General features: G+C 65.5%; 12 protein-coding genes and 1 pseudogene. 12 read left to right on the top strand and 1 reads right to left on the bottom strand.

What is annotated here, in order from left to right:
* The first annotated feature begins 466 nt into the window (after window positions 1–466).
* The 12 genes and pseudogenes from DX03_RS18340 (at window position 467) to DX03_RS18290 (ending at window position 14,431) form a co-directional block, all read left to right on the top strand.
* On the top strand, window positions 467–1,432 hold the full coding sequence (locus tag DX03_RS18340; RefSeq protein WP_038691032.1) for a hypothetical protein: 966 nt from the start codon (window positions 467–469) through the stop codon (window positions 1,430–1,432).
* 162 nt (window positions 1,433–1,594) lie between these two features.
* Entirely contained in the window at window positions 1,595–3,850 is a 2,256-nt protein-coding gene (locus DX03_RS18335; RefSeq protein WP_038691030.1) for a type VI secretion system Vgr family protein, read from the top strand.
* A 22-nt stretch (window positions 3,851–3,872) separates the two neighbouring features.
* Window positions 3,873–5,495, top strand: coding sequence for a hypothetical protein (locus tag DX03_RS18330; protein WP_038691028.1), 1,623 nt, complete (start codon window positions 3,873–3,875; stop codon window positions 5,493–5,495).
* Entirely contained in the window at window positions 5,492–5,617 is a 126-nt protein-coding gene (locus tag DX03_RS21510) for a hypothetical protein (RefSeq protein WP_258223862.1), read from the top strand. The genes DX03_RS18330 and DX03_RS21510 overlap by 4 nt, the downstream gene beginning before the upstream one ends.
* A 19-nt stretch (window positions 5,618–5,636) precedes the next feature.
* Window positions 5,637–10,322 (top strand): RHS repeat-associated core domain-containing protein, encoded by a 4,686-nt coding sequence (locus tag DX03_RS18325; protein WP_038691026.1) that lies wholly within the window; start codon window positions 5,637–5,639, stop codon window positions 10,320–10,322.
* 25 nt (window positions 10,323–10,347) lie between these two features.
* Complete coding sequence (locus DX03_RS18320; protein ID WP_038691024.1) at window positions 10,348–10,893, top strand: DUF4303 domain-containing protein; 546 nt, start codon at window positions 10,348–10,350, stop codon at window positions 10,891–10,893.
* Window positions 10,894–11,328: an Imm26 family immunity protein gene (locus DX03_RS18315; protein ID WP_038691023.1), complete on the top strand. Its 435-nt coding sequence runs from the start codon at window positions 10,894–10,896 to the stop codon at window positions 11,326–11,328. It abuts the gene before it with no gap.
* A gap of 238 nt (window positions 11,329–11,566) precedes the next feature.
* Window positions 11,567–12,175, top strand: a complete 609-nt coding sequence (locus DX03_RS18310; RefSeq protein WP_219335235.1) for a pentapeptide repeat-containing protein — start codon at window positions 11,567–11,569, stop codon at window positions 12,173–12,175.
* Between the two features lie 55 nt (window positions 12,176–12,230).
* Entirely contained in the window at window positions 12,231–12,635 is a 405-nt protein-coding gene (locus DX03_RS18305) for a hypothetical protein (protein WP_185753392.1), read from the top strand.
* Between the two features lie 83 nt (window positions 12,636–12,718).
* The gene (locus tag DX03_RS18300) at window positions 12,719–13,108 is read left to right on the top strand and encodes a hypothetical protein (RefSeq protein WP_038691018.1); all 390 of its coding nucleotides are present in this window, start codon (window positions 12,719–12,721) and stop codon (window positions 13,106–13,108) included.
* A 153-nt stretch (window positions 13,109–13,261) separates the two neighbouring features.
* Window positions 13,262–13,624 (top strand): annotated as a pseudogene (locus DX03_RS18295) (SMI1/KNR4 family protein); the annotation flags it as partial.
* 123 nt (window positions 13,625–13,747) lie between these two features.
* Window positions 13,748–14,431, top strand: coding sequence for a hypothetical protein (locus tag DX03_RS18290; RefSeq protein ID WP_038691016.1), 684 nt, complete (start codon window positions 13,748–13,750; stop codon window positions 14,429–14,431).
* Window positions 14,432–14,433: 2 nt separating this feature from the next.
* Here DX03_RS18290 and DX03_RS18285 read toward each other — a convergent pair whose 3' ends face one another.
* Window positions 14,434–16,884 carry a S9 family peptidase gene (locus tag DX03_RS18285; RefSeq protein ID WP_244880147.1) on the bottom strand — a complete coding sequence of 817 codons (2,451 nt, stop codon included), beginning with the start codon at window positions 16,882–16,884 and terminating at the stop codon, window positions 14,434–14,436.
* Window positions 16,885–16,989: the final 105 nt, after the last annotated feature.

The following is a 16,989-nucleotide window of genomic DNA, read 5'->3' as shown; positions in this document are numbered from 1 at the left end:
CCCCGCTGTCCCCTGTCGCTGTCCATGCCGCTGATGCAGGTCATCGGTGACGTCATGTCTGCGACCAGGATGGGCCCGCTGCATGACCCCGTTTTCAACCCCGACCCCCGCCCTCTGCCGCATGCCCCGGCGGGTTGATCGGGCCAACACCGCCGGCCTTTTCGAGCCCGAAGGCAGCGCAGTTGTGCAGTAAAAGCCAACCAACCGAACGCGTACGACAGCCAATTGCACATCGCGTCACTACCGCTCGACGCGCGCAGGAACGACCGGCACGGCAACGCACGTGCCGTGCACGGAAGCTGTTTTAAAGGGGTTTGCTGCCAACGCCTGGTTTGCCGGGCAGCGCTGGCGTCGTCCCGCCAAGCACAGGTGCGGCTCACAGGCTGCGACAAGACCGTTCCACGATGGACCGCGCCGGTATAGCATCGCCAGCGATTTAACTGACCAGGCCCCTTAGGAGGCAATCATGAGCAACGGTAATGGTGTGACCGCGACCCTGTCGCAGGGCGTCGACGAAGTGAAAGAAGTGGCCGGCAACGTGGGCGAGACCATCGCTACCGCCGCTGAAGATGCCGTGGCGTCGGTGAAGAAGACCGTCAAGCGCGCACGCAAGGCTGCCACCACCCAGGTTGCCAAGGTCAAGAAGGCCGTGCAGAAGGCCGAGAAGACCGTCGCCAAGAAGGCCGACAAGGCCGCCAAGTCGGTTGGCAAGACCCTGGCCACCGCCAAGAAGAAGCTGGAAACGGCCAAGAGCAACGCCAAGGCCGAAGCCGCCTCGCTGAAGAAGCAGGTTGCCAAGAAGAAGGCCGCCGCTGAAAAGGCCGTGACCAAGACCACCAAGGCTGCCAAGAAGGTTGCCGGCAAGAAGGTCGCCACCGCCAAGAAGGCCGTGACCAAGAAGACCGCCGCCGCCAAGAAGGTTGTGGGCAAGAAGGTTGCCGTGGCCAAGAAGGCCGTGGCCAAGAAGACCGCGACCGCCAAGAAGGTCGTCGGCAAGAAGACCGCCGTGGCCAGGAAGACCGTCGGCAAGAAGGTCGCCGTGGCCAAGAAGGCTGTGGCCAAGAAGTCCGCCACCGCCAAGAAGGTCGTCGGCAAGAAGACGGCTGTTGCCAGGAAGACCGTCGGCAAGAAGGTCGCCGTGGCCAAGAAGGCTGTGGCCAAGAAATCCGCCACCGCCAAGAAGGTGGTCGGCAAGAAGACCGCCGTTGCCAAGAAGAGCGTCGGCAAGAAGGTCGCCGTAGCCAGGAAGACCGTCGGCAAGAAGACTGCCGTGGCCAAGAAGGCCGTCGCCAAGAAGACCGCCGTGGCCAAGAAGGCTGTCGGCAAGAAGACCGCCGTTGCCAAGAAGGCCGTTGCCCGCAAGGCCGCCCCGGCCAAGCGTGCTGCCAAGCCCGTGGCCCGCAAGGCCCCGGCCAAGCGCGCCCGCAAGTAAGGCGTGACCACGGCGCCTGCCTGCGGGCGGGCGCCGTGATGGGCCACCTTCGCTTGCACAAAGCTGAAGGGGTTTACGCAATACCCGCGTCAGAATGTTGGCGCACGTCATGCAGAAATGGCAGAGTCGGGATCTCGAAGTCATGGGACGAAGGAACGCCCGATGTATGCCGAAGCCCTCACCGCCGGTCACGCGCTCACCCGCCTGCACCAGGACCACCGCCTCATCCGTGTCGACACCGTGCTGGACCCGCAGACCTTCCTGGTCAAGCGGTTCGACGGCAGCGAACGCGTGTCCCATCCCTTCGCCTACCAGGTCGAGCTGCTCTCGATCCAACCCCGGCTGGAGCTCAAACAGCTGGTGGGCCAGCCGCTGCGGCTGATCCTGGGCGACGAGTTCGGCGGCCATGGCGTCCACGGCTACGTGCGCGAATTCGCCAGCACCGGCCGCGAGGCGCAGTTCAGTGCCTACCGCGCCGAGATCGCGCCGTGGTTCGCCTTTCTGGACTACACCAGCAACTGCCGCATCTTCCAGGACATGAACGTGCTGAAGATCGTGGAAACGGTGTTCGCCGATTACCCCGACCTGGCCCGCTTCGACTACGACCTGGACACCGGCAAGCTGCCCAAACTGCCCTATTGCGTGCAGTACAACGAGTCCGATTTCGCCTTCGTCTCGCGCCTGCTTGAAGACGCCGGCATCTACTACAGCTTCCGCCACGACGAAGACGGCCACACCCTGCTGCTCAGCGACGACTCCACCCTGAGCGTGGCCCTGGGCGAACCGGCGCCGGTGTACTTCCGCGCCGACCAGGGCGTGCAGCAGCAGACCGGCCTGCACCGCTGGGGTGCCCGCCGCCGCGTGGGCCCGGGCGCGCACGCGCTGAGCAGTTTCGACTTCAAGCAGCCCAGCACGCCCTTGCGCGTGGTGCGGGGCAACGAGGCGCCCCGCGGCGTGCTGCCCGAACTCACCCAGTACCGGTACGACGGTGCGGCCCGCTTCGCCGACAGCCGCATTGGCGAGGCGCTGGCGGCGGTGCGCAATGAAGAAACCGCGTGGCCCACCAAGCTGTTCGAATGCGCCGGCAACGCCGCCGGGCTGCAGGCGGGCGGCTGCTTCACCCTGGAACAACAGCCGGACTTCATCGGCCGTGGCGCCGAAGACCGCCAGTTCTTCGTGGTGCGCCTGCAGCGCGAAGGGCGCAACAACTTCGCCAGCGATTTCGCCAGCGCCGAAGCGCCCAGCCACGCCATCGAGGCCGAGGTGCTGCGCCGCAAGATTCCCTACCGCCCGCTGCGGCAGACCCCGTGGCCGCGCATGCCCGGCCCGCAGACCGCCACCGTGGTGGGCCCGCCCGGCGAAGAACTGCATGCCGACGCGTACGGCCGGGTGAAGGTGCAGTTCCACTGGGACCGCAAGGAAGACCGCCGCGACAACGGCGCCGAGAACAGCTCCTGCTGGATCCGCAGCGCCAGCCCGTGGGCCGGCGCGGACATGGGCGGGGTATCGCCGCCGCGCGTGGGCCAGGAAGTGGTGGTGGACTTCCTCGACGGCGACCCGGACCGCCCGATCATCACCGGCCGGGTCTTCAATGAAGAGAACATGCCGCCGTTCGGCCTGGAAGTGAGCGGCCTGAAGTCCAAGACGGTCAAGGGCGCCGGCTGGAACGAAATGACCATGCACGACACCGCCGGTGGCGAGCTGCTCAACATGCGTGCCCAGCGCGACATGGTCACCACCGTGCTCAACGACCAGAACGCCAGCATCCAGAACAACAAGTCCACCGCGGTGGCGGTGAACCACAGCATGAGCGTGGGCGCCAACCAGGACATCAGCGTGGGTGCCAACCGCGGCATCACCGTCACCGGCACCGACACCCTGGGCGTCACCGGCACCCGCACCACCAACGTCACCGGCGCTGTCACCGAGGCCTACCAGTCCGGCCAGACCAAAACCATCGCCGCGGCCGGCTACACCGAAACCATCACCGGCGATTTCGGCACCACCCTCACCGGCAACTACACCAGCCAGCGCACCGGCACCTGGAAGGAAACCGTCACCTCCACCTCGCTGCGCCAGGTGATCGGCAAGGTCACCCAGGAATACTCGGCCGGCCGCGAGACCACCATCACCGGGCTGGACAAGCGCGGCGTGCAGGGCGCGGTGGAAGACACCAACATCGGCGCGCGCACCGTGGGCGTGGACGGCACTTTCGAGCACGAAGTCAGCGGCACCCACAGCCAGCTGTCCAACGGCGACATGACCCTGGGCTCGGCCAGCAAGCTCACCGCGGCGGTGGGCGGCGCCTTCATCGAGATCACCGACGGCGAGATCAAGATCTCCGCCGGCGGCTCGGAAGTGGTCATCAACAGCGGTGGCGTGTCGGTCAACGGCAGCGAGATCAAGCTCAACTGCTGACCGGTCCATCGGAGGGACACCCATGCACGACACCCCCATGCTGCGCGGCATCCAACGCCTCAGCGACGCCTGGCTTGCCGCCGCCGCCGACCCCAGCCGGCGGCTGCTGGTCTGGCGGCTGCCGGCCAACGCCAGCCGCCTGCTGGCCGCCTTCTTCGAGATGCAGCGGCACGACCAGGGCCGCGACACGCCGGACTACTTCCTGGGCGTGGACACGCCCTATGAGCTCGGCTTCCGCTACAGCCGGCAGATCAAGCAGACCCTGCTCGAGCGCTACCTGGGCAGCCAGGACGAACTGCGCGGGCAGGGCATCACGCTCGGCTGGCGCGGCCCGCATGCCGAGCACCCCGACAGCGCCGCCGGCGTGGTGCAGGTACTGGACAGCTTCGCCGAGCACCACGGCAACCACCTGCGGTTGCTGGCCGCCGTGCTGGAACCCGAGCGCATGGTGCCCGGCGACGGCTTTGAACGCTGGGTGGATGCGGCGCTGGCCGCCGCCCCCGGCGACCGCCTGCGCCTGGTGCTGGTGGACACCGAGGAAGACCCGCGCTGGCAGCCGTTGCTGGAGCGCCACGCCAGCGTCGCCGCGCGCATCGACGCGCCGGTGGACATGTTTGCCATCGCCCGCGACACCGCCTCGCAGTCCGGCGGCACCGGCCCGGAAGTGCTGTACCGCCAGCTGCTCGCCGACCTGATGCTGCTGCTTGAGCGCGGCAGCCCGCAGCAGGTGGTGGCCCGCGCCGAGCGCGCGCTGGGGCTGGCCCAGCGCCACGGCTGGCAGGAGCAGGCGTCGGTGGTGCAGATGATGGTGGCCGGTGCCTGGCTCAAGGCCGGCGACCACGGCCAGGCCATCACCGCCTACCGCCAGGCGCGCAGCGCCGCCGATGCCGCCCGCAGCGCCGGCAACGCTGCCGCGCCCGAGCTGGTCATGCAGAGCTGGTTCGGCGAAGCCGGCTGCTGGCTCACCGCCAAGAACCCCGAGCGCGCCGCCCAGACCTACCTGCAGGCGTCCACCTCGGCGGCCAGCATCCCGCACCCGATGTTCCAGCTGGAAGGCCAGCGCATGGCCGGCTACTGCCTGCTCCAGCACGGCAAGCGCGAGGAAGCGCGTACCCAGCTGCTGGAAGCCATCCGCATCGCCAAGCCCCTCAGCACGCAGGACCGCAAGGCCACTACCCTGCCGCAGGCACTGTGGGACCTGCTGCAGCTGCAGGACCTGCGCCGCGCCGAGAAGATCCAGCTCACCGCCCCGGCCTATCTCGAACAGACCACCGCGCTGCACGCGCAGGCCGAAGAGGCCGCCGCCAAGCTCGGCCCCACGCCCACCCGCGTGCAGCTGGATGTCATCGACGCCCAGCTGCATGCGGGCCTGGAACAGACCTTCCACCGCATCCAGCAGGAACGCGAACGGCTGGTGCAGGGCGGCGACGAGTTCTTCCGCAAGATCGTCGCGGTGGGGCGTGAGTTCCTCGACCCGCACTGGAACGGCCTGCCCACCATCGAACACCCGCTCGACCACGAGATTCCGGTCTGGAGCGAACCGCCGGCCATGCAGCCGCTGCCCGACCCCGGCCCGCTGCTGGCCGGTACCGACCTTGCCCACGTCGCACCGCCTGCGGCCACCCCTGGAGTTGTTGCCGCATGAATACCCGCATTCTGGTCATGACCGTCGCCGTGCTGCTTGGCATGGCCATCGTGGTGTGGCTCGGCGTGGAATACCGCGACGAAGTCAAAGCCTTCCTGCGCGCCCTGTTGCGCGCGCTGTAAGCAACACAGGAGTGTTGCCGTGAGCATTGCCGCCAAGCATTTCGATCCGCAGCTGGGCATCGACATCCATATGTACGCGATGCCGCCGTGCCCGCTGCCCACGCCGCACATCGGCCTGGTGCTGGACCCGTTCGACTACATCCCGTTCATCGGCTCCACCATCAAGGTCAACGGCGTGCACCGCGGCACCGCCGGCACCGGCGGGCTGGACATCCACATTCCACTGGGCGTGTGGGGTCCGCCGCTGGCCGCGCCGATGGGCCCGCAGTTCGACGGCGAAGAGATTTTCATGGGCAGCCGCACCGTGTCGGCCGATGGCGAGCCGTTCTCGCGGCTGGCCATGCCCGTGCTGGACTGCAACCTGGCCGGCATGATCAACCCGTTCCGGGTGAAGAAGCCCAAGAAGCCGCTGCGCGCCATGTCGCTGCCCACCGGCTTGAACGTGGCCATTCCCACCAGCGTCAAGGTCGGTGGCCCGCCCACCGTGTCGTGGACGGCGATGGCCTTCCGCGCCGCCTTTGCCGGCTTGGGTAAGCTGCGCAAGACCGACTTCTTCCGCAAGAAGATGGATGCCTTCACCGCGTGGCGCCGGGGCAAGTGGGGGCATCTGCCCTCGGGCACGCTCAAGTGCAAGATCCTGCGGGCCGAGCCGGTGGACATCCGCGACGGCAGCGTCTCGGTCAGCCACGAAGACTTCAGCATTCCCGGCCGCCTGCCGCTCAGCTGGCGCCGCGTGTACGCCTCGCGCCATGCCCAGCGCACCGGCGCCTGCGGTTACGGCTGGCAGACTCCGGCCGACATCGCGCTGGCGCTGTCGGCCGACGGCAGCGCCTGGCTGTCCGGCCCGGACGAGGTGGCCTTCTTCCCCGAGCTGCCGCGCCGCGACGGCATGGACGCGGCCACCCTGGACTTCGTGGACGGCGCCCGCCTGTGGCGCGACAACGGTCAGTGGGTCGTGCGTTTCAAGGGCGGCCTGCAGTACCACTTCGACGCCACCCCGGCCGCCGGCGTGGCGGTGCTGCCGCACGAGCGCAGCCTGCCCATCGAGCGCATCGAAGACCGCTGCGGCAACCACTGGCGCTTCGAGCGCCGCGACGGCCACCTGGTACGCATCGTGGAAAGCGGCGTGGACGGCCTGCAGGGCCGCTTCATCGAAGTGGACGCGCGCCAGGGCCACATCGACCGCCTGCAGCTGCACGACCCGGCCAGCGGCCTGAACCACCTGCTGGTGAGCTACCGCTACGCCAACGGTGACCTGATCGCTGCAGTGGACCCGCTGGATGCCCCGCGCACCTTCGGCTACCAGCAGCACTACATGGTGCGCCATACCGATCGGGTTGGCCTGTCGTTCTATTACGCGTTCGATGCGCAGTGGCGCGTGGTGCATTCCTGGGGCGACGGCGGCCTGTACGACTACCACTTCGACTACGACGCACTGCTGCACGAAACCCGCATCACCGACTCGCTGGGCCATGTGAGCCTGGTCAAGTTCGACGAAAACCGCCTGCCGCTGTGCGAGATCGACCCGCTCGATGGGGTGACCATCTTCGAGTACGACGACTTCGGCCGTACCGTGGCGGTGACCGATCCGGAGGGGCTGCGGACCGGGTTCGAGTATGACGAGCGCGGGAACCTGGTGGTGCTGGTGCGCGCCGATGGCAGCACCCTGCAGCAGCAGTTCGACGACAACGACCAGCTGCTGGCCGTGACCGACCCCGACGGCAACACCTGGCAGCAGCACTACGACGCCCGCGGCCTGCTGATCGAGCAGACCGACCCGCTGCAGGCCAGCACCCGCTACGCCTACGACGCCCATGGCCTGCTGCAGGCCCAGACCAACGCGCGCGGCGCCGTCACCGCCGTGGGCTACGACCGGCATGGGCTGGTGGCGGTGGTGCGCGATCCGCTGGGCCATGAGAGCCGCTTCGAGCATGACCCGCTGGGCCGCCTGCAACGCCAGGTGGACCCGCTCGGCCAGCCCACGACGTACACCTACGACGCCAAGGGCCGGCTGCTGGCCGTGCTCGCCACCGACGGCACCGGCGTCCGCTGCGAATACGACGCCGAAGACCAGCTCATCACCTATCTGGACGAGGCCGGTGCGCGCACCCGCCTGCAGTACGTGGGCATCGGCCAGATCGGCAAGCGCCTGCAGGCCGACGGCCAGGTGGTGGAGTACCGCTACGACACCGAAGAACAGCTGTTGGCGGTGATCAACCAGCGGGGCGAGACCTACACGCTCACCCGCGACCCGCTCGGCCGCATCGTGGAAGAAGTGGATTACTGGGGCCAACCGCGTCGTTACGAGTACGACGCGGCCGGGCGCCTCACCGCCACCCTGGACCCGCTGGGTCAGCGCATCGGGTTCGCCACCGACAAGATGGGCCGCATCACCGCCAAGACCCTGCCGGACATCCGCCAGCCGGGGCGGCAGGTCAAGGAAACGTTCGAGTACGACAAGCGCGGCCAGCTCATCGCGTTGCGCAACCCGCACCGGCACGCCACCCGCCGCTTCGACCCGCTGGGCCAGCTGCTGGAGGAACTGCAGGACGGCTTCCGCGTGGGATACGCCTACGATGAAGTGGGCAACCGCATCCAGCGCCAGACCGGCGCCGGCAACACCGTTGCCTTCGCCTACGACCTGCGCGACCAGTTGATCGAGGTGGGCATCAACGACGAAGCGCCCATCACCCTGGAGCGTGACGCGCTGGGCCGTACCACCCGCGAGCAGCTGAGCGCGCACGTGGAGCGCCGCTTCGAGTACGACGCGCGCAACCTGCTCACCGCGCAGACCGTCCTGCGCGATGCGTCACCGTTGTTCGACACCCGCTACGACTACGATCGCACCGGCAACCTCACCCGCCGCCAGGACAGCGCGCAGGGTGTGGACGAATACCGCTACGACGCGATAGGCCGGCTGCTGGCCCACACCGATCCGAAGGGCGTGCTGCACCCCTACTACAACGACCCGGCCGGCGACCGCCTGCGGACCGAAATCCGCGAAGTGCGCATGCGCAAGGTGGCCGGTGGCGACGACCAGGCAGAGCTGCTGTGGACACGCGAGGGCACCTACCAGGGCGTCCACTACGTGTTCGACCGCGCCGGCGACATGGTGCGCAAGGGCAGCCCGGGCGGCGGCGACGCCAGCGACCTGGAACTGATCTGGGACGTCAACCATCGGCTGGCCGAGAGCCGGCGCGGTGGGAAGAGCACGCACTACGGCTACGACCCGTTGGGACGACGGGTGTTCAAGCGCAATCCGGACGAGACCACGTGGTTCTTCTGGGATGGCGACGCGCTGCTGGGCGAAGTGAAGCAGGCCAACGACGCCGAAGACGCCGCGCCGGTGTGGGTGGACAACGTGGCCAGCCTGATCGAGGTGAAGCGGCGGCAGCGGCGGTTGGGGAAGCTGCATGAGGGGGTTCGGGAGTATGTGTATTACCCGGGGTCGTTTGTGCCGCTGGCGTTGCTGGAGAGGAGAGTCAATTCACCAGCTCGCACTTCTAGTGAACTGACGTCAGAACCTTCTTGTCGAGTTGGCACTGCCGAGCGTGCCGCGCAGTCCCGGCCTGGTGCGGTTCCCGCAGTTTTAGCGGCGGCGGACGGCTGCGATCAGCGTCCAGACGGTGACAGCGCTCCGCCTGCAAGGCAACGCTCAGCGGGCTACGGCGGAAACGGATTAGGTGCGCTTGGCAACCTCTCGCTTGCGAATCAAGACGCGGCGAGTGGCTTGCCCATCGCAAGAGACGGGCAAGCTAGTTCGCAGCCCGAGCGTGCATGGGGAGCCAAGCTGGGGACTATTAGCCTTGGCCCCGAAAAAAAAGAGGCATCTAACACGAAAGATGCGGTTAAGCCTCTTGAACACAGGACCGGATCCGCGCACCGCATTCCGGTTCGCCCATCATCCGAGAGCGACAAAGCACCCGACGAGTTGGCTCACGCCAGATCATCTGTGCGATTGCCAGAAGATGTCCATACACCTACGGACATACTGAACGGGCCGAGCACTAGCCTGTACCTATACCAGTGTGACCCTAATGGGTGCCCAAATCGAATTGTTACAGCTCAAGGCAGGGTGATTTGGGTTGCTCCGCCTGAAGGCGCGCGTGATGATGCCAACGATAACGAAATGAGCTTCATTCGATCGCTTGGTCAGTATCACGACGTGGAAACCGGGCTGGTCTATAATCGTTCTCGCTACTTCGATCGGGAGTCAAGTCAGTTTTGCTCGGCCGACCCGATTGGGCTCAACGGAGGAACAAACCTCTACGCTTACGGACTCAACTACATAAATTGGACAGATCCTCTGGGTCTGACCAGCGGTCGAACGACCGGTGAAAATGCCGACATCCTTCGTCGAAACATGAATCGAGAAGGGAGAACGGTTGCTCCTGGGCAAGCAGCGGGCCACATAGTTGCGTCAACAGGATCCAAGGGGCACTGGGCCGCAGCCGCAGACTCGAGAGATATCCTTTCGGCATATGACATTGAGATCAATGATGCCGCTAATGGTGTTCCGGTGGATCATCCGCGGCCGCACAATCGGATGCACACCAGGAAGTTCCACATGGATGTGAAGGCACGATTGACTGCGGTCGTCGATAGGATGTCTGCAGCTGGATATGGTCATCGTGCGACTAGAAGTGCGCTCCGAAGAGAGTTGAGGCAGATTGGTAGAGAGTTCACGGCTTCGTGCCGAGGATAGCAAAGCGATTCACGGAGATTTGAAAATGGAAGATGTCAAGATTTTGGTGGACTTGGTCTGCAAGGCATTTCGGCCCGCGCTGCTGGACTTGTTTAGAAGTGGCGAGAGCTTCTATTACTGCACCTTCGTCATGACCGGGGAAGGCCACGCGCCATTCCTTTCAGCTTGGTCTGAAGAGGCGCTTGCAAGGGCAGTGGACGAGAGTGGCGAAGGCCCAGAGGTAGCTGCGGATCTGAGGTGGTCGTATGCAGATTCTCCATACGTTGACTTTGGAAGCGAATACACTGAAAAGCTTCGCGCGCCCTTCCTCGCCAGGCCGAGCCTACAAGAGCTCGGTGTCGATGAGTGGGAGAAAGAGATCGAGCTCCGTATGGATGCTGTAGAGCAGGCCGCACGCCAGTTGGATGCAGAGGGCGCATTCGGCGCAGGCCAGCGTCGCAGCAGGCTCCTTCTCGCGGTGGAGATCATGCCTCCAGTACCGTCCAACGTTGACCGAGTGGCTCGGCTGAACGACACCAATTCGGATATCTTCAAGCAGTGGTTGGAAGAGGCTGCAGAAGTGGATGGTTGAATGGCCGAAATGACCATAAAGATCAAGGTTGCCGTTGGTGAAGTGTTTGCGATTCCGCTTCCGTCGGGCGGGTATGGGGTGGGGCGCTTGATACACATTTCAGACAGGTGGCGCCTTGCTCAGTTCTTCGCGCTTAGGCTGGATGCTCCAGAGCTCCCGGTGTCGCTTCTCGATTTCGGTGACGCCATGCCAGTTCACAACATAGTTACGTTGCGTATTGAAGAAGGCGCGTGGCCCGTTCTGAAGCGCGGTGTGCTCGATGCTTTGCCAGACCTTGACTCACTGATCTTCTATCGAGGACTGACTGCCCATCGAACGTATTTGAAATTGAATGGCGAGATTGTTCCTGCGTGTCCCTCGCAGGGCTGCTCGTCTTCCATGCCTCAGTTCGCGGAATACGTGGCAGAGCAGCTGGACGAGCGCTTGGCCGCGTGAGACTGACTACCTCCATCACTGGCGACTGAGGAGATGGCTTGCTCGGTGGTAGGGCGCTGCAGGGCGAATGCAGGAAGCCCGCGGCGGCCCCCACACCTTTGCTCGTCTGGAGAGGCATGTGATGTGGCCTGGATACGCATCTCTGCCCCAAACGTTCGAAGGTCTGTGATCGCGTTGAATGATCCTGTACAGGTATGCTCGGCATTCCTGTGGTGCGGGAGGCTAAAGGAAATGATCGATGCTTGCTAAAGAAGCTCGCAGCAGGTGGCCGGTCGAGCAGTTGAGGCTAGTAGAGAAGAAGCTCTACGATGCTGCGAAGTCGTTCAAGATGGGGCCTATGCCGGAGTCGCCCTTTGGCCTCACCGAACTAGGCATGGCCGACTATCGCGGGGCGACCCTCGCTGAACCCTTGCGTCACCTGAAAGTGAGCAATGTCGATCTCTCTGACGTCCTTTTCAAAGAAGGTGCCAGCATCAACGAGTCCGAGCTGAAGGCGTGTCGGCTTGATGGGATCGACATGCGTAACGTTTTTGTGAGGCGTAGCTTCAGTGACTGCAGCTTTGTCAAAGCGAAGCTCTCTGGCGCTAGGATGGGCGGAGAGTTCGTGCGCTGCGACTTCACCGGGTCGAATCTATCCAAGTCATTCGCCACGGACTGTAAGTTCACGGCATCCAACTTCACTGGTGCAACACTGTCCGGTGTGCATTTCATCAGCTGCACGTTCGAGGACTGTGACTTCTCGGACGTCAAGCTGTTCACTGGATCCGTCGCCGGCAGCAAGTTCCTGGGCGGAACTTCGATTGACCAATTGGCGGGCTGTATCACCGAAAATGTAGTGATTCGGTGAGACGGCCATCTGGAACGAGTGCGGTGCTTGTTGTCCAACGTACGCTGGGGGTTTCATGGAAGTATCGCTGACCGCCCGGTTGGGCGGCCCCGAGGTCGGCATCCTGTTTCTTGCAGGCGTAGTTCATGCTCGCAAGCGTTTGAAAGCTGTACTAATTGGGGTTTCCTCGGTCGGCCTTGATGCCATGGATATCACGCTGCATATTGGCGGTAGCATCACCGACATCTCCCCCGCAGCACCGAGTGTTGAGGCACGCTATTTCAAGCAGCGACGGCGCCTGAAGATCTTCGTGAGCATACCGAGTGCGGAGGCCCAGGCGTCGCCCGAAGAGGACGTTGGCCGGAGGGTTACGGAATGGCTGGTGGATGGTCTCGAGAGCGTAGCGCTGCCGCGAAGTGCAGCTGGCATGACGCTTGGTCCGGTGTCGAGCGCGTTGCGCTCTACGCTGTCGCCAATGTGAGTTCTATAGCGGGCGCATGAGCGTCCCGTTGTCAGTTGGACGAAGTGGCTTCTTTCTGGACGTAAGTGAGGCACGGGATTCTGATGAAGTTTGGTGTATCTACAGATACAAGTGGGGCGACCGAGGTCTACCTCATCGCATACGAGCTTGACGCGGTGTTCTCAGTTCTCGAATCGGAGTTTAGAACGACTGATCTCGAAATCTTCTTTGTATTTCGTTGCCTCCCTGACGCATTGGGGAGGAAGTCGTCACGAAAATTCTCGAAGAGTGAATCTGTTTTGTATCTGGATATGTCCTTCTCCGAAGACTCGTTGAGTGGGATGGATCTGGAGCAGCAGCGTTCCGTTGTAGCTGGCTACTTCTTTGAGTACTTGGAAGATTCATTGAAAAAGTACAAGTTCAAGGATCTTGATATCCCGTTTTTCATGGCGGCCTTCCGGGACGCCGCGGTGTCTATAGGCTGGGTCACTTGAGTCTGGACTGACTCGGTAGATCGCGGCCCCAGTCCAAAACGCCCCAGAGTTCACAAAGGATGACCGGCAATGCTTGAACGTCTCGAGGCCCTGCTAGCGCAGTCGTCGGGAGCCAAGGTGTTCCCCGGGCGCTAGGTAGCGTCTGAGTGGGTCGAAGACGCCGAGCGGGAGCTTGGCCTCCCGTTGCCTGCAACGTACAGATGCTGGCTGCAGACCTACGGCGATCTCCTGGTTGGCAGCTACCCGGTCTTGACGCTTTGCGCCCCGGAGCACCGCGATCTCGCAGACGACGACCTGATCTACTACGCCAGGTTGGACGCGGTAGACGGCGTCGCGCCGAAGGGACTGATCGCGCTGCACGTGCCAGACACGGAGGAGGCGTTCTACTTCGACACCCGCACCGGCTTGAAGGAGGGCGAATACCCGATCCTCAGGTTCGACTACACCGATGGCAGCTACGCGCATTTCGCGGACTCCTTCGCGTTGTTCCTTGAGGACCTTGTGCGTCGAATCTGAGCCACCCGTCCGCCGAGGCCTGCCTACGGTCGTTGCCAACGCGGCGAGGAGCAGATCGGCTGCATCACCGCTTCACCCCACGCCAGCTATCGTTGCCAAACCCCCGCCGCCTCCCGGATACCCATGCGCGGTCTAGACTTCAGCTCCTGGCAAGCCATGCTCTCCACCCTGCTCGGGCTGGCCGTCATCACCCTGATAGGCGTCGGCATCCACCTATTGGTGATGCAGACCATGCAGCAGCGCCGCGAGCGTGAGAACCGCCAGATCAACGAGCGACTGCGCACGCTGATCGCCGCCTACAAGACCCTCGGTGGTTCCTTCACCGGCGCATTGCACGTCGATCCGCGCCATCTGCGCGACCTGCGGCAGCCGGCCGCGCCCGATGCCCCGGAAGATGCGATGCTGTTGCCCGCCGATGGGGTGGCCGGCAGCGACCGTGCACGGCGCATTCGCGATGCGGTGGAAGCAGCGCTGTCCGACATCATCCTGCTCGGCACCGACGACCAGGTGCGCCTGGCCGCCACTGCCGCCACCGAGTTGGCGCAGGGCAGGCCGGTGCAGACCGCAGAGCTGGTGGTATCGCTGCGCAACTTCATCCGCGAAGCACTCGACCTGGCGCCCATTCCCGCCAGTGTGGCCATTCCGCGCCAGGGTCCTGCCCGGCCCGCGCCCGGTGCGAAGGGCAAGGGCGAGGCCGACAAGGCCGGGGGCAAAGCGGGCGGCGGTGGCGGAGGCATGGGTGGTATGGGCGGTGGCGGCATGGGCGCCGGCAGCGCCCATCACGACGACGACACCGCGCCGCGCTGACCTCACGCGCCGTCGTGTTGCCTGCCCAGTTCGTAGGCGGGCGGCGTGGCACCCATCAAGTGGGTGACGAAGTAATCCCACATGCGGCGCATGTAGTACGTATCGTTGCGGAACAGTTCGTGGTCCTGGTTGGCCAGGTACAGCAGGTCGTAGTCCTTGTTGGCGGCGTTGAGCGCACGTGCCAGCTGCAGCGTCAGCGCCGGCATGGCGTTCTCGTCCAGGTCGCCATACACCAGCATCAGCTTGCCTTGCAGCTGCGCGGCCAACGCGCTGTTGTCCAGCGGCTGGAACAGCGCAGGCACCGCCGTCGCATCGGGTCGCACCGCGCTGCCGTCGGCATACACCGGCTGTCCCCCCACCAGTCGGTCCATGCCGTGGATGCCGCCGCCGTACATGCCCTGGAAGCTGTGGCTGCCCGCCGACGCCACGCCCACCCGGTAGAAGGACGGATGGCGCAACAGTGCCCGGGCGGCGCTGTAGCCCCCGAAGGAGTGCCCGTAGATGCCCACCCGCGCAAGGTCCATGCCCGGGTAGCGCGCTGCCAATTGCCGGATCGCGACAACGTGGTCGTCCAGCTGCACGTCGGCAGCGGTCAGGAAGCTGCTGTCGTGGAACGCCTTGGAGCGGCCGGGCGTGCCACGCGCGTCGATGCTGACCACCACGAAGCCGAGCTGGGCCAGGCTGGCGCGTGCCACCGGATTCATCGTGGCGGTGGCGTCCAGGTAACCCACCGGCGCGTTGCTCACGTGGGGCCCGCCGTACATTGCATCGATCACCGGATACCGGCCGCTGGCGGTGTAGCCGGGTGGCAGGTATACGGTGGCGTAGATCGGGGTGTGGCCGTCGGCGGCCAGCAGTTGCTCCCGGTGCGGGGGCTGCCAGCCGGCCGCGCGCACGGCGCTGTCGTCGGCGTGCTCCAGGGGCAGCACCACGCGACCATCGCGTGTGTCACGCAGCACGGTGATGGGCGGCGCGGCCACGGTCGAGTGGCTGTCCACTACCCAGCGGCCAGAGGGTGCCAGCATCTGCGGGTCACGCCCGCCCATCAGCGCGCCCGCCCCCGCATCGATGGCATGGTCGGCCGCCTCGGGGGTCAACAGCACCGGCTCGCCACCGTCCAGCGGCACCCGGTACAGGCGGCGCTGGTACGGGTCGCCGGGCTCGCGCCCGCCTGCGCTGAAGTACAGCTGCTGCTCGTCCGGATCAACGCCGACGATATCGCGCACCAGCCACGCGCCGCGGGTCAACTGCCGGATCACCGCGCCGCTGGCGGTATCCACCAGGTACAGATGGCCCCAGCCATCCCGTTGCGAGAACCACACCACCTGGTCGCGGTCCGGCAGCACGCGCACCGCCGCGCGGTTGTAGGGATAGCTGTTGAGTTGTACGCGGGTGCTGGACGTTTCCTCCAGCAGCGTGCGCACGGTGCGTCGGTGCAGGTCGATTTCCACCAGCCGGATCCGCGCCGGGCGGTCATACCGCACGATCGCGGTGTATGCCTTGTCTGCCGTGCGCGACCAGCCCAGTACACCGGCCTCGGTGAGGCTGTGCCAGCCGTCGGGCACCGGGATGCTCTGGGTGCGCGCTGCCTCGACGTCGGTGACAAACCACGCATCGCGCACCTGCTCGGCATCGCCCAGCAAGCCCAACCGCACCTGGTGCAGCACCGGGCGAACGCCCTGCGCCGGCGCCGTGGCCAGGTAGGGATAGGCCTGCACGTGGCGCTCGTCATAGCGCACCCCGAACAGGCGGCTGCCGTCGGGCGCCCACGACACCGCGAACGGCGGCGGTTGCAGCCGGCCCTCGCGATAGGGAATGCCGCGCAGCGCGAAATCGGGCAGCACGCCGTAGCCGTGGGACGCCTCGCCATCCTGGGTGAGTGCAATGGCCGGTGCCGTTCCGGCCGGGAGCAGCCACAGGTTGTGGTCGCGTACCACCACGGCCCGCTGTCCATCCGGTGCGGTCAGCGCCTGCGGGTTGGGTGCGGGCAGCGCGACTGCTGCACACCGGTAGGCCGGCAGCGTGCACTGCAGGCCTTGCACGGCGCCGCTGCGCAGCACCACCTGCAGCGCGCCGACATCGGGCGCAGTGGTGACGCTGGCCACCTGCAGCAGCACCTGGTCGGCGTCGGTAGCACCAGCGGCCTGGAGCGCCACACGCAACCGCGCGCGATCGAACAGCGGCTCGCGCGAGGGCACGCGGGGGTCCACCAGCAGGTAATCGGTGCTGCCCTGCGCAGTCTGGTGGCGGTACCAGAACCGGCCATCGTCCAGCCAGTTCGGCAGCACCGTGGCATTGCGTACTTTTCCGCGCAGGTGTCCGTCCAGTACCCGTTCGGCGCGCGCGTAGTCCTCGGCGGTGGGCGCGGCCGTCGCCGGCGCCAGGCTCACGCCAAGCAGCCCCAGCATCCCGGCCAGCAACTGCAGGTGGCGCGGTGCAGATCCTTCTGTCATAGATGCAGCTCCTGTTCGGCGCCCATCGCGGCACGAGCCGCCGGGCCTGGCCGGTGGGCCTTGAGCATGCCGCGCACCGGCCAACCGGGCAAGCGCATCCAGACG

The sequence above is a fragment of the Stenotrophomonas rhizophila genome, from assembly GCF_000661955.1.
Classification (GTDB): Bacteria; Pseudomonadota; Gammaproteobacteria; order Xanthomonadales; family Xanthomonadaceae; genus Stenotrophomonas; species Stenotrophomonas rhizophila.
The sequence above is the reverse complement of the archived record's forward strand: the minus strand, read 5'-3'. Positions and strand labels throughout refer to the sequence as shown.